Consider the following 18,616-nt stretch of genomic DNA (forward strand, 5'->3'; position numbering starts at 1 on the left):
AAAATCATGAAATTGTCATCACAAAAACGTATTTATAGAGATTTGGATTCAGGTGTTATTTCGGGCGTGTGTGCAGGCGTTGCGCGATACTTTGATATTGACGCAGTCTGGGTTCGTGGCGCTGCGGTGGTAGCCCTGATTTTCATGCCAGCAATTATTTTGCTTGCATACTTTGCTGCAGTCATTTTACTGCCGAGATTAGCGTAATGAAAAATTTTCTATTAGCGTTGGTTATTGCCATCGTGCTGATGAATTGTCTCGGCAGTGTGGTGGAGGATGCATTAGGAATGCATTTAGTGATGTCAGATGAATTGCTGAGTCCTTGGGAGAATATAGCAGTGTTTTCTTTAGTGGGTATTGTGTTGGCTATTGTTGGGTTTGTTGTTGCCTTGAGCGTAGTGGGTACTGTGGTACTCGCCCTTGGCGCGGTATTATTTGCATTGTTGTTGGCAGGTGTCAGTGCATTTTGGCCTATCATCGTTATTGCAATTGCGCTATATGCATTGAAAAGGCGTAATACTGCATCATACGCGCAGAAAAATGAGCACAATATGCACCACACGTTATAGTTATCATAAATCGAATTAAGTTGTATTCAGGTACTAAAAAGTGGTCATATAGGGAATACCCGTTACTGGGGTTAGTATTTCTCTCGTCATTATAAAAATTCAAACAGCTGACTCAGGTCGGCTGTTTTGTGTAAAAAAGGAAGGTTGGTGTTTATATGAGACAATCAATTAACGCGAAACGGATAGCGATTGTCGCTGTGCTACTTGTCATTTTATTCTGGCTTATAGGATGGTACTGGAGCTTATCGCCTGATACGTATGATATTAAAGAGCGCTTGAAAACATCCTCTACCGTAGAAAATCCAACCCAGATTGCAGGTTATACAATTACCACCGCAATGATTGATGTATCAGAAACCCTGCTCGATAAGCCAGGCGGTTATTTATCTAACGACGTCATGCCACCCGGTGTTCTACTTGATAATATGCCGGCATGGGAATTCGGGGCATTGGAAATGATACGCGATTTAGCCTTATCTATGCGAAAAGATTTCAGTCGTTCTCAGTCTCAATCAGTGGAAAATCCATATTTAACAAAGGCTCACCCCAAGTTTAATATGGACCATAAAAGCTGGGCGCTACCCTCATCAGAGTCGAGTTACGCCGATGGTATCGCGCTTCTAAAGCAATACCGAGAAGAGTTGGCAAGCACGCGAAATAGTAATAGCCAGTTTTATACCCGCGCTGATAATCTAAGAGAGTGGTTAAAGCAAGTAGAAAAAAGATTGGGAAGCTACTCGCAAAGGTTAAGTGCTAGCGTTGGATCTGCTAGAATCAATACTGACTTGGCTGGCGATAGAAATGCTCGCCAATCTACACCCGTGGCAAATCAAAGTGTGGTGAAAACAAGCTGGTGGAGGCTAGACGATAACTTTTATGAAGCGCGTGGTGCGTCGTGGGCTTTGCTGCATTTTTTGAAGGCCGTTGAAATAGAATTTTACGACGTGCTGGAAGATAAAAATGCGTTAGTCAGTATGCAGCAAATTATTCGAGAGTTGGAGGCCACACAGCAGTCAGTGTTTAGCCCAATGATTCTAAATGGAAGCGGTTTTGGCATGTTAGCTAATCATTCATTGGTAATGGCTAACTATATTTCTCGCGCCAATGCAGCACTTATCGAAATATCTGAACTTCTTAATCAAGGATAATGAATGAAAAAGAGTCTTTTAGTTGCCGCACTCGGATGCGCACTGGTATCGGTATCTTCACACGCTGATACTATCGCTGGGGTTTATGTTGGGGCTCAGGCATGGCAAACCGACACGTCAGGTGGCTTTGCCGATACCAATAATACGGCAAACTTTAGTTTTGACGATGAAACCAATTCGTCGGTGTATATTGCATTAGAGCATCCGGTTCCCTTTTTACCGAATGTTAAGATAAACCAAACAACACTAGACAATTCAGGTGTAACAACACTCGACTCTAGCTTTACTTTCGACGGCCAGCTCTATACGGCAAACAGCGAAGTTGCTACTGATATTGATTTAACCTCTACCGATCTCATTCTTTACTACGAGTTGTTCGATAACGACTTGGTAAGCTTCGACTTAGGTATCAATGCAAAATACATCGATGGTGCATTGCTAGTAAACGATAGAGCAAGTGCGACGCAAGGGTCTGCAGATTTCTCAGGCATTGTGCCAATGGCCTATTCAAAAATTCAGGTTGGTTTACCGTTTACAGGGTTGTCTGCATATGCAGAGGGAAGCTATCTGTCTTTTGACGACCATGAGTTAAGTGATTATCAAGTGGCTGTTGCCTATTCTTTTATCGAAAGTATTGCCATAGACATGACGGTGCAACTAGGTTACAGAAATGTCACAGTTGATATTGAAGACTTAGACGATGTTTATGCCGACATGGAGTTTGACGGCGTATTTGCTGGGCTAGAGCTACATTTCTAGTCTTTGTAACAGGTATTAATGAAGGCGCTTCTGCTATGCAGATTGCGCCTTTTTTATTTCAATAATGCTTTTAAGCACATTCAGTAATAAAAAAGTCTCATTTATTCTTTTCTCTTCTTGAATAAAGTCGTTAGCCTAGCGACATCGAAAAAGGGCTATAAGACTATGTCAAAAGATTCTAACTCAACAACAGTGTCAAATTCAGCGCCAGGCGCGGTAGTAAATGAACAGCAGTGGAATGCGATCACGCAAGCTATTGCTGGTCTAAATCGTGATCAGCTCACATGGGTGAGTGGTTATGCTGCGGGTATGGCTGCTGCGCAGGGCGGGGCAGTTGCGCCGTCGCTACAAGCGGCACCTGTGTCAGCGGGAGAGGCTCCCACTCTTACTATTTTGTACGGCTCTCAAACTGGTAACGCTAAAGCGTTAGCGCACGAGTGCCAAGCGAAAGCGGAAGGCGCTGGGTATAACAGCAAGCTGGTGAGCATGGCCGACTATAAAGCCCGCAACCTCAAAAGCGAAACTCACGTTGCCGTGTTCGTTAGTACTCATGGTGAAGGCGATGCTCCAGACGATGCCATTGAGCTGCATGAATACGTGGCAAGCAAAAAAGCGCCAAAGTTAGCTAATACAAAGTACGGCGTAGTAAGCCTTGGAGATAGTAGCTACGAGTTTTTCTGCCAAACCGGCAAAGACTTCGACGAGCGTTTATCTAAATTAGGTGCAACTGCGGTTATCGACCGCTTAGATTGTGACGTAGATTACGAGGCCGAAGCAGAAGCGTGGCTAAACCGCTTTATCGACTCGTTGAAAGAAGATTTCACAGCCTCAGCAGCTCCGGCCGTTGCGGCGCAAACTGGTGTCGCGGTTGCGGGCGCCCCAGCGCAAACATACACAAAGAAAGCGCCTTACACTGCCTCGTTAATTGAATCGCAAAAAATCACCGGCAGAGACTCGATTAAAGATATTCGTCATATCGAAATTAGCCTTGAAGATTCAGGTATTACCTACAAACCAGGCGACGCCCTTGGCGTATGGTTTAAAAATGCCCCTTCGTTGGTTAATGACCTTATTGCGTTGCTTTCTCTTGATGAAAACGCAGAGGTAGTCGTGGCCGAAAGTGCCATGACGCTAAAAGAGGCGCTTACCTCTAAGCTTGAGTTAACACTTAGCTATCCTAATTTTATCAAGGCTTATCAGGCTGCGACGGGGTCTGAAAGTTTGGCGGCGCTGATGGAAGATAAAGCACAGCTTCGTACTTATATGGCAGACAGACAAATTATTGATATTGTTCGCGACCATGTTGGCAGTATTTCAGCGCAGCAACTTGTTGACGCACTGCGCCCTCTCACGCCGCGACTCTATTCAATTGCATCTAGTCAGGCTGATGTAGAAGACGAGGTTCACCTTACAGTGGCACACGTTGATTATGAAGCTTTTGGCGAGCGTCACCAGGGCGGCGCATCGGGTTACCTATGCGAATACCTTGAGGAAAACGGCGAAGTAGAGGTATTTGTTGAAAACAACGATAACTTCCGCTTGCCTGCCGATCCTAATACGCCGGTCATCATGGTTGGTCCAGGAACAGGTATCGCGCCGTTCAGGTCGTTTATGCAAGAGCGAGATGTTCAAGAAGCAGAAGGCAAAAACTGGTTATTTTTCGGTAACCCGCACTTTACTCAAGACTTCTTGTATCAAGTTGAATGGCAAGGATATGTAAAAGAAGGCTTGCTAGACAAAATAACGTTAGCGTTCTCACGTGATCAAGAAGAGAAGGTTTACGTTCAGCATCGACTACTCGAAAACGGTAAAGAAGTATTCGAATGGTTAGAGCAGGGCGCTCACTTCTATGTGTGTGGCGATGCTATGCACATGGCGAAAGATGTTGAAGAAGCGCTGATCAAGATTGTGCAAGAGCACGGTGGCAAGTCAGAAGCGGAAGCAAAATCATACGTGGTTGAGTTGCGTAAAGCGAAACGTTATCAGAAGGATGTCTATTAATGAGTAATGAAAACTCTCCATTCGTTGTTGAGGGCAAATTAGCCGACAACGAAAGATTAAAGCGCGAAAGTAACAACCTTCGCGGCACAATAGAAACTGACCTGAAAGATGATCTTACAGGTGGCTTTACGGCTGATAACTTTCAGTTAATTCGCTTCCACGGTATGTATCAGCAGGATGACAGAGACATTCGCGCAGAGCGTGCTAAGCAAAAGCTTGAGCCGCTGCAAAATGTGATGTTACGTGCGCGGTTACCTGGTGGCGTAATTATGCCCGACCAGTGGCTAGCAATAGACAAGTTTGCTTCCGATCACACGCTGTACGGCAGTATTCGGTTAACTACGCGACAAACTTTTCAGTTTCACGGCGTACTTAAGCCAAACATTAAGTCGATGCACCAAATGCTGAATAAGGCGGGCATCGATTCAATTGCGACAGCCGGTGACGTAAACAGAAACGTATTGTGTACCTCGAACCCTGTAGAGTCAGAACTGCATTTAGAGGCGTTTGAGTGGGCTAAAAAGATTAGCGAGCACTTACTTCCAAAAACACGTGCCTACGCTGAAATTTGGTTAGATGGCGAAAAAGTGGAAACCACAGAGAAGCCAGTTGAACCTATTCTTGGCGATAACTATCTTCCGCGTAAGTTTAAAACCACGGTGGTCATTCCACCGCAAAACGACGTTGACGTACACGCTAACGATTTGAATTTTGTTGCCATTGCAGAAAACGGCAAGCTGGTTGGCTTTAACGTATTAGTAGGTGGTGGCCTTGCCATGACTCACGGGGATAAAAGTACATATCCTCGCAAAGCCACTGACTTTGGTTATATTCCACTAGAAAATACGCTCGATATTGCCGCAGCGGTAGTGACTGTGCAGCGCGACTGGGGTAACCGTGTTAATCGTAAGAATGCAAAAACCAAATACACCCTTGAACGCGTTGGCGTAGATAACTTTAAAGCTGAAGTTGAAAAGCGTGCAAACGTTACGTTTCAAGAGAGTCGTCCGTTCGAGTTTACCGAACGTGGCGACCGCTTTGGCTGGGTAGAAGGTATCGACGGTAACTATCACTTAACCGTATTTATCGAAAATGGCCGAATTCTAGATTACCCAGGAAAGACCTTAAAAACAGGGTGTGCAGAAATTGCCAAGATCCATAAAGGCGATTTCAGGCTAACGGCTAATCAAAATCTTGTTATCGCCGGCGTTGCGCCAGCCGACAAGGAAAAAGTAGAAGCATTGGCTCGTAAGCACGGATTAATTGCCCCTGCGGTATCTAATCAACGTCTTGATTCAATGGCGTGTGTGTCACTACCAACCTGTCCGCTAGCAATGGCAGAAGCTGAGCGTTACTTACCTGATGCTGTTACTGAGCTTGAGGGACTATTAGCCAAACACGGGCTTGCTGATGACAGCGTGATTTTCCGCGTAACAGGCTGTCCGAATGGCTGTGGTCGTGCCATGCTTTCTGAAGTCGGGTTGGTAGGTAAAGGCCCTGGCAAGTACAACCTGCATTTAGGTGGCGATCGGGAGGGGACACGTATCCCTCGGATGTATCGTGAAAATATCAGCGAGCAAGAAATTATGTCAGAGCTCGATACGCTGTTTGGTCAGTGGGCTAGCAATCGAGAAGACGGCGAAGGGTTTGGAGATTTTGTTGTTCGTACCGGCGTTGTAAAACCGGTAGTTGACTCAGCGCGTGATTTCTATGAGCAATAATACGGCGGTTAAAGAGCAGGTACTATCGCTAGATATCAGCAAGGAAGAGCTTGCTGATATCAACGGGTCGCTCGAAGCGATGACGGCACAACAACGAGTGGAATGGGCCTTTGAAAATTTGCCTGATACTCATATTGTGTCTTCAAGCTTTGGTGCTCAGTCAGCGGTAATGCTGCATATGCTGACACAAGCAAAGCCAGATATTCCTGTTGTGTTAACCGACACGGGCTATTTGTTTCCTGAGACTTACCAATTCATTGATGAACTGGTTGCTAAGCTCAAGCTTAACCTACACGTATATCAAGCGAATATGTCATCAGCATGGCAAGAAGCTCGATTTGGCAGACTGTGGGAGCAAGGCATAGAGGGAATTGAAACTTACAATTCTCTTAACAAAGTTGAGCCCATGCAAAGAGCGCTGCAAGAGCTTAATGCTGGAACTTGGTTTGCTGGTTTGCGTCGCAGTCAGTCTGATTCTCGAGGGAAGTTACCTGTTCTGCAGAAAGTGTCTGGGCAATTTAAACTCTATCCCATTATAGACTGGAGCAATAAAGACCTGCACTACTACCTAAAAGAGCACAATCTCTCTTATCATCCGCTTTGGGAACAAGGCTACGTGTCTATTGGCGACTGGCATACCACACAGTCGTTGCAAGAGGGCATGGAAGAGCAAGATACACGCTTTTTTGGTCTTAAAAGAGAGTGCGGATTGCACGAATTCGGTGATGGTATTTAATTTACATGGCTGACTGCATGTGTCTCACTTGTGTGAGGCAAGCATTCATGCAATGTTAAACACTTCAGTTAAAATCGATTTTATATTTTGCATATAGAGCGGATTTGTATTTTTCCCCACAAGCTTAAACAGCTCACTACCAACGGGCGTAAACTTATAATAAACCAGCGCTACGCCTTGGGTTTTGCACGTAAGTGTAAAGGTGTCGTTAACGCATCGCCATGATGTCTGTTGTCCCTCTCTATACTCACCACTTTCAATTTCACTAGCATAAATCAGTTTCATTTCTTGAAGTGATAGCAAATCTGGATAGCTTAATCCTACGTTCGCGAGATTAATCTGTTCTGGCACAGGTTTTTTGAAAATTGAAAGCAGCCTTTTTCTCTTGTGATAACCCACTAAGATACGCGGCACAGAGTCATTATTTTGTTTACTCGCTACGTTAACCGCCTTGATAAACACTTTGGCATCGCGATGTGTAAGAGATTTCAGAGTTTGTAAGCTTCGCAGCGAAAAACTACCGGGCCTGGATACTTCAACAGCAAAAATTTTCCCCCACAGTTCTTGCATTGGCGCGCTATAAATTTCTTCAGCTAACGTGCTAAATGCAAAAAACCAATCTGGATCAAGGTTGTCGCTTGTTTGTTCGTTGATTGTCACATTTAGTGCTATATTAAGTATAGATTTTAAATTATTCGCTTTTTGTATCTGAAGTATTTTTTTACGTCGCTCGAGTGCATGTTCTTGTTTTTTCGGATCTAAAGACAGCGCCGACGGGGTAATACCTACTCTAGAAAACCAAGACAGAATACGCTGCCTGCTCGCCTCAATTTCTGCATTTTTATTTGTAGATTCCTTAGTGTGAGCCGCTGGATTAACGGGCTCCTCTTTACTACGCAGAGGCGGTGGCGTTTTCTTTACCTCTTGGGTTAGATGCTGTGGGTTAATTTTCATAAAAGTTGTGGCAATTTCATTTGTAACAATGAGTAACAGGATGTCACTATTGCATTGCACATCGGTTTTATCAATGTAATCGTTAAGCTCGAAACAGTTGTGCGCAGTAATGTTTTATTTAAATTGGGGAATTAAGCGGTTATGTCGGCAACGGACTACGAAAACGACGAACTTATCTTCTTAGATGATGATGCGACAGACATTGAGCTAAAGCTCGGGAAAGACTGGAACATTCTTATTGTTGATGACGATGAAGAAATACACACGGTAACCCGTCTTGCGCTGTCTGATTTGATAGTCAACGATCGTAAGTTGAACTTCATTCACGCCCACTCAGCTAAAGAGGCGAAAGAGCGCCTCCATGAATATGGCAACACCATTGCCATTATTCTTCTCGACGTAGTGATGGAAACCGACGACGCGGGATTCGACGTAGTAAAGTACATCCGCGAAGAAATGGGCTTAAATGAGCCTCGTATTATTCTTAGAACCGGTCAACCTGGCTTTGCTCCTGAAGAGCAGGTGATTAAGCTTTACGATATTAACGATTACAAAACCAAGACAGAGCTTACTCGATCTAAACTGCTCACAACGATCATCTCTTCAATTCGCTCTTATCAACAGATAATAACTATTAGCCAAAGCCGCATTGGTCTCGAAAAAATTATTGCCTCCTCGGCAAATTTGTTTGAAGAACACTCGGTAAAAGCATTTTGTGAAGGTGTGGTAACGCAAATTAGCTCACTGATTGGGCTGGAGTCAGAGGGGCTTTTGTGCGCGCGAGCAGGATCGCTGCTTGACCTAGATGATGAAAATATTTATGTGCTTGGAGCGGCGGGAGAATATGCTGAATTTATCAATCAGCCTGTAAATAACATTCATAACGATGAAATTACAGAAAATGTGCATCGCTGCCTACGATTAAAACAACATATATTCGATATATCCTGTTCGGTTTTATACATAAGTAGAGCTGGCTTTGAAGCTGCTGTGTATATGAGGCAAACACAGGGTGTTAATGAATTGGATAAACATCTGCTGGAAGTGTTTTTATCAAGCATTTCCGTTGGATATGAAAACGTTAATTTATTCCACGAGCTTCGCAACGCCGCTTTCAGAGACTGGCTAACCCGCCTTCCTAATAGAAACCAATTTATCAACATGCTGGACAACCCAGGCAATATCGCTAGTAAAAATTGCTGCGTCGCGCTTGTTGATGTTAATCACTTCTCCGATGTTAATGATGGGCTAGGGCAGGAAGTCGGCAACGACTTACTTCGAGCTATTGCCGAAAGAATGCAGTCAACGTTGCCTAGCACCACACGTCTTAGCAGATTAGCGGCCGATGTGTTTGGCTTAATTGGCCCAGAAAGTGATGTTTGCCCCGAAGTAATCAATGCCCTGTTCGATTCGTCTTTTGTGGTTGATGAGCATGTGTTGCCAGTCAAAGTAAAAGTGGGCCTGTGCAAAGTAGATAATGATCGCAATATTGGCATCGATTTACTTAAGCGAGCCAACATCGCCTTAAACCGCGCAAAGAAAAAGCTTACCGATAATTTCGAGTATTACGCTAAAGATATTGAAGACCAAACAACGTGGCGTCTAGACATGATTCGACGTTTGCGTAGTGATTTCGCAGCCCGAAAACTAGAGCTATGGTTTCAACCGCAAGTAGATTTGCTGACCGACAAAGTGGTTGGTATGGAGGGGTTACTGCGATGGCCTGATGGAAACGGTGGTTATATTTCACCCGCTGTTTTTGTGCCGCTAGCAGAGTATTCTGGGCTTATTGTTGATATTGGCGAGTGGGTTTTAGAAGAGTCATGCCGACGACTTCAGCAGCTAAGAGAGCTTGGTCATGGACACTTGCGGGTAGCGGTAAACATCTCTATCCCGCAATTCAGAGACCGATTTTTTGTTGATAAAGTCAAAAATGCGCTGACCGAGGCTGATTGCGATCCAAGTTTACTCGAGCTAGAAATCACCGAGAGCGTGGTCATGGATGAACCACAAATTGTCATCGATGCATTGCGCGTTCTCAAAGACTACGGGGTGAAAATAGCTATCGACGATTTTGGTACAGGATTCTCCTCAATGAGTTACTTGCAGCAGCTTCCCTTAGACCGACTAAAAGTCGATCGTTCTTTTGTAAAAGATATCCAACCAGGCTCCGCTGCGGTGCTTGCAGAAACTATTGTGACTCTGGGGAACAAGCTAGGGTTGTTGACCATTGCAGAGGGTGTCGAAACTCGAGAGCAAGCAATCTATATGATTAAACTTGGCTGCGATGAAGCTCAAGGCTTTTTCTTTGCCAAGCCAATACCGTTTGATCAGTTAGTTGAGTTACTAAAAAACACAAGGCTACCTAGAGACGAAACTTAAAGTCTGAAACTCGTACAACAAAGTCCAACACGCCCTAGGCAATTAAAGCAGCGACAGTCTTTTGTAAAGTGGGTACTGTTTGTGTTTCAAACCAGGGGTTCTTCGCCAGCCAGCGATTGTTCCGTCCAGATGGGTGAGGCAGCGCTATAAATTTCTCGTGCTCTATTTTTATGGCTTCGGTGAGCGTTTTATATTGTGGTAAGTAGTATTGCTGCGCGTAACGTCCTATTAAAATGGTGAGTTCGGGTTTTACAAAATTAAGCAGAGACTCATGCCAGGTTGGAGCACATATTTTCATAGGTGGGGCATCTGCGCCATTCTTATAACCTGGAAAACAGAAGCCCATAGGCATAATGGAAAACAGTTCTGGTTTGTAAAACGTTTCTTTATCCACGCCCAACCACTGTCGCAGGCGTGTACCGCTAGGGTCAATAAAAGGGATATAGTTTTTGTGAGCCGTTAACCCTGGCGCTTGACTAATAATAAGCACTTTTGTGCGTTCCGCTAGAGATAAAATTGGGCGTGGCGGATAAGATAGTTCACTGGCGCAGAGTGAACACGTTTTGGCTCGGTGTACTAAGTGTGCAAATTCAGCCAACTTTTTCTCCAAATATTTCACTTTGTCATATTACTGTCACAAAGCTATGATGCAGATTGACTACTTCCCATAAATGGCGTATTCTTATACTAACAGTACAATAATGTACTTAAGGAGAAAAGACATGCGTAAAGTAGTATTCAGTTTAGCCCTTTTAGCTTCATTTGGCATAGCGCATGCGGACTCTGGTAGTGACCAGCTTTTCGATTGTATGGACGCTAAAACGTTCGAAATGAATAACCAATGTATGGCCAACACAATTGGCAACAACATTAGTTTCCGTAATGCTCAACAAGAACTTGTTAATATCGCGAGCGAAAGCCAAGGCGATTATGCGATTGCCACTATGACATTCGATCAAGAAAAAATGCATATTGACATTGTTGCACACAAAGAGTCGCTAAACGCGCTTGCAGCAAACAGAAATTAAAATGAAGTGTTAATATAAGAAGCCGGCATTTGCCGGCTTTTTTTTTGTCTAAAATATTCTGTTTAAACCATTGATAGCCGCAACTCTGTAAGCTTCTGCCATTGTGGGGTAGTTAAAGGTGGTATTCACAAAGTAATCAATCGTGTTGCCTTCTCCCTTCTGCTGCATAATTGCCTGGCCGATATGCACAATCTCAGACGCACGCTCACCAAAACAATGAATTCCCAGTATCTCTTTAGTTTCACGATGGAACAGTATTTTCAAGCTACCGGTTTGGGTAGATGCAATCTGAGCTCGCGCTAGGTGCTTGAATTGAGCTCTCCCCACTTCATAGGGTACTTTCGCTGCAGTAAGTTCTTGCTCAGTTTTACCAACTGAACTAATTTCGGGAATGGTGTAGATACCTGATGGGATGTCGGCCACCAATGAGGCATGAGTCTTACCTGCTAGCATTGCTTCAGCTGCAAAACGGCCTTGGTTATAAGCGGCAGACGCTAAACTAGGATATCCAATCACATCTCCAACAGCATAAACATTATCCACGTCGGTCTGATAATTTTCATTCACTTTCAGCTGGCCTCTGCTGTCAGCTTTTAAACCGATATTCTCAAGCTTTAACGTGTCTGTGTTACCCGTTCTTCCGTTTGCAAATAGCAAACAGTCTGCCCTCATCCGTTTACCAGATTCTAAATTGAGGATAACAGAATCGTCCGTTGTCTCTACTGACGCATAGGTTTCGTTATGACGTATAAGTACACCGTTATTCCACAAGTGATAGCTCAGCGCATCTGATATTTCTGTATCGAGAAACGATAGCAGACGATCGCGCATATTGACTAAGTCTACTTTCACACCCAGACCGCGAAAAATACTCGCGTATTCCGAACCAATAACACCTGCACCGTAAATGATAATAGATTTAGGATCGTGCTTAAGTGATAAAATGGTGTCCGAGTTGTACACTCGAGGGTGATTGAAATCGATATCTTTAGGAGTGTAGGGGCGAGAGCCCGTTGCTAGTGCAAACTGTCCTGCCGTAACAATGTCTTTCGACCCGTCTTCGCGGGTTATCTGAAGCGTATGTGCATCGATAAAGCTGGCTTCGCCGTGAAATAAGGTAACGCGATTTCTGTCGTAAAACGACGACCGTAAACGGGTTTGGCTATTAACAACACCACTGGCGTGGCGCATGATTTCTGAAAACGTTAAGCTTCTGCTTAAATGATTGTCAGCAAAGAGGGGCGAACTGTTATATTCAATTAAACGACTTACCGAATGACGAAGCGCCTTAGATGGGATAGTTCCCCAATGTGTACACCCGCCTCCAACTGCCTCATAACGCTCAACAACCGCCACTTTTTTACCCGCTTTCGCTAGCTGCATTGCAACCCCTTCTCCGCCAGGGCCTGTGCCAATAACTATTGCGTCGTAATGATACGATGGGGTTTTTTGCTTTGCTGCCATGTTGTCTTCCTGTTTAAGTGTGAACGCGTAAGGATTATATGAGCTGCTTTCATTGTATCTCACTCACACCTTACTACTACCTATACAAATAACTCTAGTAGTAAATAGCACATAAAAAAAACCACATGCAACGAATTACATGTGGTTTTTCATTTCAGTTGTAATATAGAGGTGGTTAAGCCATTTGCAAAGAGAGCGTTTGAAGCTGCAGCCACTTCTCTTTTTGAACTGCAAATGAATGCTTCAATTCTTTGTATTTATACGTAAGCTCTAAACCTTCAAGTGTGCGTTGAAAAGATTTCTGCTTCACTCGCATGATGCGCTTTTTCGTAGAGTAATAATCGCTCATGCGTTGCATAAGTAGATCGTACTCCTGTTGAATGGTATTCATCATTTCATCGGCATTTGGAAGCATCGACACTTTTTCGCTTGCTCGTTGAAGCTGCATTGCGGCTAGCGCCTTTTCTATGCGCTCTTCAGGAACCTTTCGTAGGTTCGTGGTTAAACCAACAAACGACAGCCCGCGAATCAGCCATTTTGTCGGATCGAATTGATACCAACGAATGCCGTTGCGATAGTCATATTCAAAGATATGGTGATAATTGTGATACCCCTCACCAAATGTAAAAAATGCTAGCAAACCATTATCTCTTGCTGTGTTCTTATCGGTATAAGGCTGGTCGCCCCAGAAATGAGCAAGTGAATTGATGAAGAACGTAACGTGGTGAACAAGTACCAGTCGAAGTACGCCAGCGATAAGGATCATGCCCATTACATCACCGTTCAACCAACCCAACAGGCCAGTTATTCCGAAATTAGCCACTAATACTATGGGTAGGTAATAGTTATGTTGCCACATTACTACTTTGTCTTTCTGCAAGTCTTTGCAGTTGCCATAATCGTCGTAACGATTAGATTGGTACTCGCGAAGCATCCAGCCAATATGAGCAAACCACAAACCTTTCTTTGCTGAGTACGGGTCGTTGTCATTGTCGTCTACATGACGATGATGGACTCGGTGATCTGAAGACCAATGTAATATGCTGTTTTGCAGCGCCATTGCACCGCCAATCGCTAAAATTACGCGTACTACGATGTTCGCATCATATGTTTTATGCGACCACAGGCGATGATAACCGGCAGTAATCGACATACCGGTAAAGTAAAATAAGAAAATAGCTGCGCTTATTTCGACCCAGTCTATTCCGCGATGCGCCACCCATAGTGGGGCACCAATGAATGCAATCGCACCGGATATAATAAATACCAGTACGTTCGTTAATATAAGAGGAGGTTTTTTCATTTTTGACTACTTGGCTTACAACTGTTCGCTAATTTATCGTTTTATGCATTCTCAGGCAAGTAAAACTAGGTTAAGTTCTGCTAACCTAGCTAAACTTTAATTATTATAGACCTGTTCGATTATTCTTAAACTTGATGACAATGTTAGGACACTATTATTACGTTAGCGTTCTGTATTTATGCTAAAACACTGACGTTAATGTAAAATGCTGTGCAAAGTTATGTTTCGTCTTAAAGCAGACAATGGGATAATCTGGCGATGAATTAAGAAGTGGTATTAACGTGAGCCGACAAGAGCAAAAATTAAAAACCCGTCAAAATATTATTCATGCAGCGTTTTCTTTGCTTGATGAAAACAGAAGCTTATCAGCGATTAGTCTTCGAGAAGTGGCGCGAGAAGCGGGTATTGCACCTACTTCCTTTTATCGACACTTCAAAGATATGGACGAACTTGGTTTAACGTTGGTTGACGAGGCGGGTTTAGCACTAAGGCAATTAATGCGACAGGCCAGGCGACGAATTGCCTCTGGCGGTGGTGTTATTCACACATCCGTTGAAACTTTTATGGAGTTTATTGCGGCAAACACCAATGTGTTTCGATTGTTATTGCGAGAGCATACGGGTACGTCGTCAGCTTATCGACTGGCCGTATTCAGAGAGATTCAGCATTTTATTGACGAGTTAACCGATTACATTATTGAAAAGCAAGGTGTTGAGTATGCATCGGCGCATATACAAGCCGACGCGATGGTGAGACTTGTTTTCAGCGCAGGAGCGGAAGCCCTTGAGGCTGATGATAAGCTGCGCGGCGAAATAGGGGAGAAAGTGAAAACGCAATTGCGATTTGTTCAACTCGGAGCAACGATAAAAAGATAAGGCATTAACAGCGCAGTCTCTATTAATACCTTATCTTCAACCCATTACTTTCTCGTTAGCAACACGCCGGCTTCTATGTGATGGGTAAATGGGAATTGGTCGAATAACGCAGTTTTAGCTACGGTATGAGTGGTGCACAATAACTGCAAATTATCGGCTAATGTCTCTGGATTGCAGGATATATAAATAATATTGTCGTAATCTTGGATCATTTTTAATGAATCCTCGTCTAGCCCTGCACGAGGCGGATCGACTAACACGGTAGTGAAGTTATAATCGCTAAGTTCAATACCTTCCAAACGACTAAAAGTACGCTCGCCTCGCATGGCTTGAGTAAATTCTTCTGCTGCTAATCGTACTATTTTTATATTGTCTAAATGGTTTTGCTCAATATTGTATTGGGCTGCGTTTACCGAAGGCTTTGCTATCTCGGTACCAATCACATTATCGAAGTGGATGGCTAGTGGAATTGAAAAGTTACCTGCACCACAGTACATTTCCAGCAGATCGCCGGTAAGCGGCTTAACGCAGTCCAGTGCCCATTCAATCATATCGCAATTCACTTTGGCATTGGGTTGCGTAAAACTATTCTCAATATGCTTAAACACAAATTCGCGGTTATTTATGGGCAGCTTTTCGATTACAAAGTCATTCCCAACAATAATCTTTTGTTTGCGGGCTCTACCAATAATACTGACTGCAGGAAAGAGTCTAGATAAGGTATCTCTAAGTGCGTTTGCCTCGCGTTCCCACTCGCTGTCTAGCTGTCTGTGGTACAACAAACTTATGACTAATTCTCCAGATAGTGCAGACAGGTAATCGATTTGAAACAGTTTTCTACGCAGTGATTCACTCGGGCGCACTATGTCTAAAAGTGCCGCCATGGCTTTATTTATTGCCTCACAGGCAGGTTCAAACGTATCTACGCGGTATTTTTCTTTTGTTTGCTGATCAAACATAATATGGAAAAGATCGTCACCGTCGTGCCAAACCCTAAACTCGGCTCGCATTCTGTAATGCGTAGGTGATGAGGGAAATACTGACAATGATGTTGCATCAAATGCAGAAAGCAGCGACCCAAGACGATCTACTTTTTCGTCGAGTTGTGCTTGGTACTGCAATAGGTTGGTATCTGACGTCTTATTTTCCATCAGTTGTTCTCCATCAAAAGCTATGGGCTAACATCTACAAGAGAAGTCGTTTCAAATGTCGCTTCTCACAAGGACGCGAATTGTAGAGGCTTCTATAATATGTGCAAACCTAAATATTAAGCGTAGTAAAATATTCTGTATTAAAATTAAACAATATTGAGTTAGTGCCGATAAACTATATGAGGATAGTGAGGATCAAATTATGAACGTGGGTCAAATTAAGGCTTTTATGGGCGATCAGAAGGCCGATCAAAAGACAGCAGTTCATCCTAATGAGGCACTTAAAAAGCAGCTTCAGCAGGATGGATTGCAACAGGCTGCTGAACTAGCTAAGCAGCAGGCATCAACAGTTTCTGTCAACAGCACGCAAACGAGTATTGGTTTGCGGGTAGTCAGCGGTAGTCTTAGTCAAACTCTTGAGATTGATGGACAGAAGCCAAAAGAGTTGGCTGATAAGAAAGTAGAAGAAAAGAACAACAGCCTATTCGATTTCGAAAAAGTGGCTAAGAATGTAATGCGCTTTGTGGGCGGTGTTATTCGCGGTGCTGCTGATGGTGGTGCGAGTGACGAAAAGCTTAACGGTCTGTTTAGCCAAGCAAGAGAAGGCGTGAGCAGAGGCTTTGTAATGGCAGAAAAAGACCTAGCAGGCTTCATGAACGAAGAGCTTGAAAACGGTATTAGTAAAAGTCGCGAACTCATCGATACGGGTATAGACGATTTAGAAACCGATATATTCAATCGACAAGGTGTGGAGAACGGCAATGTAGCGCGAGTATCAACACTTGCCGCTGCGTCGGTATCTAATGAGCAGTCAGGACAATTGTCTATACGTACAAAAGACGGCGATGAAGTCACCTTTAGCTTTGAAAGCTTGCAGTCATTCCAAGCTAGTCAACAAACATCGTTTCAAACCCAATCAATCAGTGATGGGTCTGGTGATGGCGCAATAACTAATGTGTCTGCACAGCAAACGACGGCGTTTGAATATTATGAACGAAGTGGAATTAGTTTTTCCCTGAAGGGAGAATTAGATGAAGCTGAAATGAAGTCTATTGCTGATTTGGTTGGCCAAGTTCAAGACCTGGCAGATACGTTCTATAAAGGTGACGTTGACAAGGCCTTTGAAGAGGCGTTGAGTTTAGGCTTCGACGATAAAGAATTAGTGGGTTACGCACTGCAGCTAAATAGGTCTACCCAAACTGACGTATTAAAGGCTTATGAAAACATACAGCATTATAACGAATATAAGGATGAGCGTAGCCAGTATGGTAATGTAGTAAGCCCAGTATCTCAGTATTTAGAAAAGATGATGAATACGTTTGAGAATGCTGAAACTACCTTAGCGTCTAATGAAGATTACAACGCATTAATAGCAGGACTCATTAGTAATATGGAAGACGTTCAGGTGCCAGACCTGATTAGTGCGATAAATAGATTCCACACATTTAATCAGACATTATTAGATGGATTGCCACAGGCAGATATCAATACTGATAGTAATGAGTCTTCTTCTGAGTCATAGGTAAACACTGGTAGGTAAAAACTAACAGATAAAAAAAGCCTGGTTTCAACCAGGCTTTTTTATTTAAGCGTGTTCGACTTTCTCTTTCGCCGGTCGCACTTTTAAGGTGCGTTCTTGGAAAGTGGAGTCGTTGGTTTTTTCAATAACAGAGTCTACATCTTTCGATACTACTTCTATAAAGCCGTAACCTTTCCGTTTTCCTGTTTTGCGATCTTTCATTAGGCGAACCGATTGAACTTCCGCATAGCTACTAAAATATTCTTTTACTGCGCTTTCATTTGCACGATACGGCAAGTTACCGACGTAAAGTGTTTCAACAGCATCTGAACTGATAGCATCGCCATCTGAAGAAGGTGAGCTTTGGATAAGTGAAGCTAGCCAAGGCGTAACGATCCCGCTGATCAGAAGTGCAGCGGAGACAGTCAATGGAACGTGAACGTCCAAACTCGCTGAAGAAAATAATAAATAACCTGCGATTGCAAAAATGGCACTAATAATAGTGCACTGAATAAAGCCTACTTTCATATAACTACCTTTCTATTGTTTTTTTGGGTTGAAGGCCGTTGCTAGTTTACTCATTTGTAACAAATTGAACAATAAAATGTGAAAAAACTAGTCTAAAGACGCATAAAACTAGCAGAAATGATGGAGAAATGAACGGTTAAGCTAGTAATTTCATTAAACAGCAAAAAAACACCATTTAAGTGTTGATCTTTTAGTTCAGCTATTTATAATGCGCTCCACGTTTTGAGGGGGCTTCAAGCAACTTCAAACTGAAACGCAAAACCAAGTTTAAAAACAATTAAAAAGTTTAAAAACAAGGTTGACATCAAAAACAAACGATGTAAAATTCGCTTCCACTTCGAGAGAGGTGAATCACCAAGAAGCAACGGCTTACGGTGAGGTTGCACTAGCAACCACGTTCTTTAACAATTTAGACAAGACAATCTGTGTGGGCACTCGTTAAGAGTGTCTATACGACGATTCATAATTCGATATATTT

The 18,616-nt window shown here is 43.3% G+C and carries 17 protein-coding genes; 11 read left to right on the plus strand and 6 right to left on the minus strand.

Annotated elements, in window-relative coordinates:
- The first annotated feature begins 6 nt into the window (after window positions 1–6).
- The 7 genes from GTQ48_RS14880 (at window position 7) to GTQ48_RS14910 (ending at window position 6,934) form a co-directional block, all read left to right on the plus strand.
- On the plus strand, window positions 7–207 hold the full coding sequence (locus GTQ48_RS14880; RefSeq protein WP_163107376.1) for a PspC domain-containing protein: 201 nt from the start codon (window positions 7–9) through the stop codon (window positions 205–207).
- The gene (locus tag GTQ48_RS14885) at window positions 207–569 is read left to right on the plus strand and encodes a hypothetical protein (protein ID WP_163107377.1); all 363 of its coding nucleotides are present in this window, start codon (window positions 207–209) and stop codon (window positions 567–569) included. The genes GTQ48_RS14880 and GTQ48_RS14885 overlap by 1 nt, the downstream gene beginning before the upstream one ends.
- A gap of 155 nt (window positions 570–724) precedes the next feature.
- The gene (locus GTQ48_RS14890) at window positions 725–1,717 is read left to right on the plus strand and encodes a DUF2333 family protein (RefSeq protein WP_163107378.1); all 993 of its coding nucleotides are present in this window, start codon (window positions 725–727) and stop codon (window positions 1,715–1,717) included.
- Window positions 1,718–1,720: 3 nt separating this feature from the next.
- Window positions 1,721–2,476 carry a TIGR04219 family outer membrane beta-barrel protein gene (locus tag GTQ48_RS14895; RefSeq protein WP_032095574.1) on the plus strand — a complete coding sequence of 252 codons (756 nt, stop codon included), beginning with the start codon at window positions 1,721–1,723 and terminating at the stop codon, window positions 2,474–2,476.
- Between the two features lie 165 nt (window positions 2,477–2,641).
- Window positions 2,642–4,477 (plus strand): assimilatory sulfite reductase (NADPH) flavoprotein subunit, encoded by a 1,836-nt coding sequence (locus tag GTQ48_RS14900; protein ID WP_163107379.1) that lies wholly within the window; start codon window positions 2,642–2,644, stop codon window positions 4,475–4,477.
- Entirely contained in the window at window positions 4,477–6,198 is a 1,722-nt protein-coding gene (cysI, locus tag GTQ48_RS14905; protein WP_163107380.1) for an assimilatory sulfite reductase (NADPH) hemoprotein subunit, read from the plus strand. Before GTQ48_RS14900 ends, cysI begins: the two co-directional genes overlap by 1 nt.
- Window positions 6,188–6,934: a phosphoadenylyl-sulfate reductase gene (locus GTQ48_RS14910; protein ID WP_163107381.1), complete on the plus strand. Its 747-nt coding sequence runs from the start codon at window positions 6,188–6,190 to the stop codon at window positions 6,932–6,934. The genes cysI and GTQ48_RS14910 overlap by 11 nt, the downstream gene beginning before the upstream one ends.
- Window positions 6,935–6,979: 45 nt before the next feature.
- Here the strand turns inward: GTQ48_RS14910 and GTQ48_RS14915 are convergent, their stop codons facing one another.
- Window positions 6,980–7,888 carry a TIGR03899 family protein gene (locus GTQ48_RS14915; RefSeq protein ID WP_163107382.1) on the minus strand — a complete coding sequence of 303 codons (909 nt, stop codon included), beginning with the start codon at window positions 7,886–7,888 and terminating at the stop codon, window positions 6,980–6,982.
- Window positions 7,889–8,029: 141 nt separating this feature from the next.
- Here GTQ48_RS14915 and GTQ48_RS14920 point away from each other — a divergent pair, with 141 nt between their 5' ends.
- Entirely contained in the window at window positions 8,030–10,270 is a 2,241-nt protein-coding gene (locus tag GTQ48_RS14920; RefSeq protein WP_163107383.1) for a bifunctional diguanylate cyclase/phosphodiesterase, read from the plus strand.
- A gap of 34 nt (window positions 10,271–10,304) precedes the next feature.
- Here the strand turns inward: GTQ48_RS14920 and GTQ48_RS14925 are convergent, their stop codons facing one another.
- A complete protein-coding gene (locus tag GTQ48_RS14925) occupies window positions 10,305–10,889 on the minus strand; it encodes a uracil-DNA glycosylase family protein (RefSeq protein ID WP_338023333.1) in 585 nt (194 codons plus the stop codon).
- A 103-nt stretch (window positions 10,890–10,992) separates the two neighbouring features.
- On the opposite strand from GTQ48_RS14925, the gene GTQ48_RS14930 reads away from it, so the two are divergent.
- A complete protein-coding gene (locus tag GTQ48_RS14930) occupies window positions 10,993–11,298 on the plus strand; it encodes a hypothetical protein (RefSeq protein ID WP_032095579.1) in 306 nt (101 codons plus the stop codon).
- Between the two features lie 48 nt (window positions 11,299–11,346).
- On the opposite strand, the gene sthA is transcribed toward GTQ48_RS14930, so the two are convergent.
- On the minus strand, window positions 11,347–12,762 hold the full coding sequence (gene sthA, locus GTQ48_RS14935; protein ID WP_032095580.1) for a Si-specific NAD(P)(+) transhydrogenase: 1,416 nt from the start codon (window positions 12,760–12,762) through the stop codon (window positions 11,347–11,349).
- Window positions 12,763–12,937: 175 nt separating this feature from the next.
- The gene (locus GTQ48_RS14940; RefSeq protein WP_032095581.1) at window positions 12,938–14,065 is read right to left on the minus strand and encodes an acyl-CoA desaturase; all 1,128 of its coding nucleotides are present in this window, start codon (window positions 14,063–14,065) and stop codon (window positions 12,938–12,940) included.
- Between the two features lie 281 nt (window positions 14,066–14,346).
- Between GTQ48_RS14940 and fabR the strand changes: the two genes are divergently transcribed.
- Window positions 14,347–14,940 (plus strand): HTH-type transcriptional repressor FabR, encoded by a 594-nt coding sequence (gene fabR, locus GTQ48_RS14945; RefSeq protein WP_032095582.1) that lies wholly within the window; start codon window positions 14,347–14,349, stop codon window positions 14,938–14,940.
- A 44-nt stretch (window positions 14,941–14,984) separates the two neighbouring features.
- Here the strand turns inward: fabR and trmA are convergent, their stop codons facing one another.
- A complete protein-coding gene (gene trmA, locus GTQ48_RS14950) occupies window positions 14,985–16,091 on the minus strand; it encodes a tRNA (uridine(54)-C5)-methyltransferase TrmA (RefSeq protein ID WP_163107385.1) in 1,107 nt (368 codons plus the stop codon).
- Window positions 16,092–16,293: 202 nt separating this feature from the next.
- Here trmA and GTQ48_RS14955 point away from each other — a divergent pair, with 202 nt between their 5' ends.
- A complete protein-coding gene (locus GTQ48_RS14955; RefSeq protein WP_163107386.1) occupies window positions 16,294–17,613 on the plus strand; it encodes a DUF5610 domain-containing protein in 1,320 nt (439 codons plus the stop codon).
- 63 nt (window positions 17,614–17,676) lie between these two features.
- Here the strand turns inward: GTQ48_RS14955 and GTQ48_RS14960 are convergent, their stop codons facing one another.
- On the minus strand, window positions 17,677–18,138 hold the full coding sequence (locus GTQ48_RS14960; RefSeq protein ID WP_163107387.1) for an RNA recognition motif domain-containing protein: 462 nt from the start codon (window positions 18,136–18,138) through the stop codon (window positions 17,677–17,679).
- Window positions 18,139–18,616: the final 478 nt, after the last annotated feature.

This window comes from Alteromonas genovensis, from assembly GCF_010500895.1.
Taxonomy (GTDB): domain Bacteria; phylum Pseudomonadota; class Gammaproteobacteria; order Enterobacterales; family Alteromonadaceae; genus Alteromonas; species Alteromonas genovensis.

Excerpts from the sequence above, each read along its gene's own strand:
- GTQ48_RS14880 (WP_163107376.1), top strand. The coding sequence starts at position 7 with ATGAAATTGTCATCACAAAAACGTATTTATAGAGATTTGGATTCAGGT.
- GTQ48_RS14885 (WP_163107377.1), top strand. The coding sequence starts at position 207 with ATGAAAAATTTTCTATTAGCGTTGGTTATTGCCATCGTGCTGATGAAT.
- GTQ48_RS14890 (WP_163107378.1), top strand. The coding sequence starts at position 725 with ATGAGACAATCAATTAACGCGAAACGGATAGCGATTGTCGCTGTGCTA.
- GTQ48_RS14895 (WP_032095574.1), top strand. The coding sequence starts at position 1,721 with ATGAAAAAGAGTCTTTTAGTTGCCGCACTCGGATGCGCACTGGTATCG.
- GTQ48_RS14900 (WP_163107379.1), top strand. The coding sequence starts at position 2,642 with ATGTCAAAAGATTCTAACTCAACAACAGTGTCAAATTCAGCGCCAGGC.
- cysI (WP_163107380.1), top strand. The coding sequence starts at position 4,477 with ATGAGTAATGAAAACTCTCCATTCGTTGTTGAGGGCAAATTAGCCGAC.
- GTQ48_RS14910 (WP_163107381.1), top strand. The coding sequence starts at position 6,188 with ATGAGCAATAATACGGCGGTTAAAGAGCAGGTACTATCGCTAGATATC.
- GTQ48_RS14915 (WP_163107382.1), bottom strand. The coding sequence starts at position 7,888 with ATGAAAATTAACCCACAGCATCTAACCCAAGAGGTAAAGAAAACGCCA.
- GTQ48_RS14920 (WP_163107383.1), top strand. The coding sequence starts at position 8,030 with ATGTCGGCAACGGACTACGAAAACGACGAACTTATCTTCTTAGATGAT.
- GTQ48_RS14930 (WP_032095579.1), top strand. The coding sequence starts at position 10,993 with ATGCGTAAAGTAGTATTCAGTTTAGCCCTTTTAGCTTCATTTGGCATA.
- sthA (WP_032095580.1), bottom strand. The coding sequence starts at position 12,762 with ATGGCAGCAAAGCAAAAAACCCCATCGTATCATTACGACGCAATAGTT.
- GTQ48_RS14940 (WP_032095581.1), bottom strand. The coding sequence starts at position 14,065 with ATGAAAAAACCTCCTCTTATATTAACGAACGTACTGGTATTTATTATA.
- trmA (WP_163107385.1), bottom strand. The coding sequence starts at position 16,091 with ATGGAAAATAAGACGTCAGATACCAACCTATTGCAGTACCAAGCACAA.
- GTQ48_RS14955 (WP_163107386.1), top strand. The coding sequence starts at position 16,294 with ATGAACGTGGGTCAAATTAAGGCTTTTATGGGCGATCAGAAGGCCGAT.
- GTQ48_RS14960 (WP_163107387.1), bottom strand. The coding sequence starts at position 18,138 with ATGAAAGTAGGCTTTATTCAGTGCACTATTATTAGTGCCATTTTTGCA.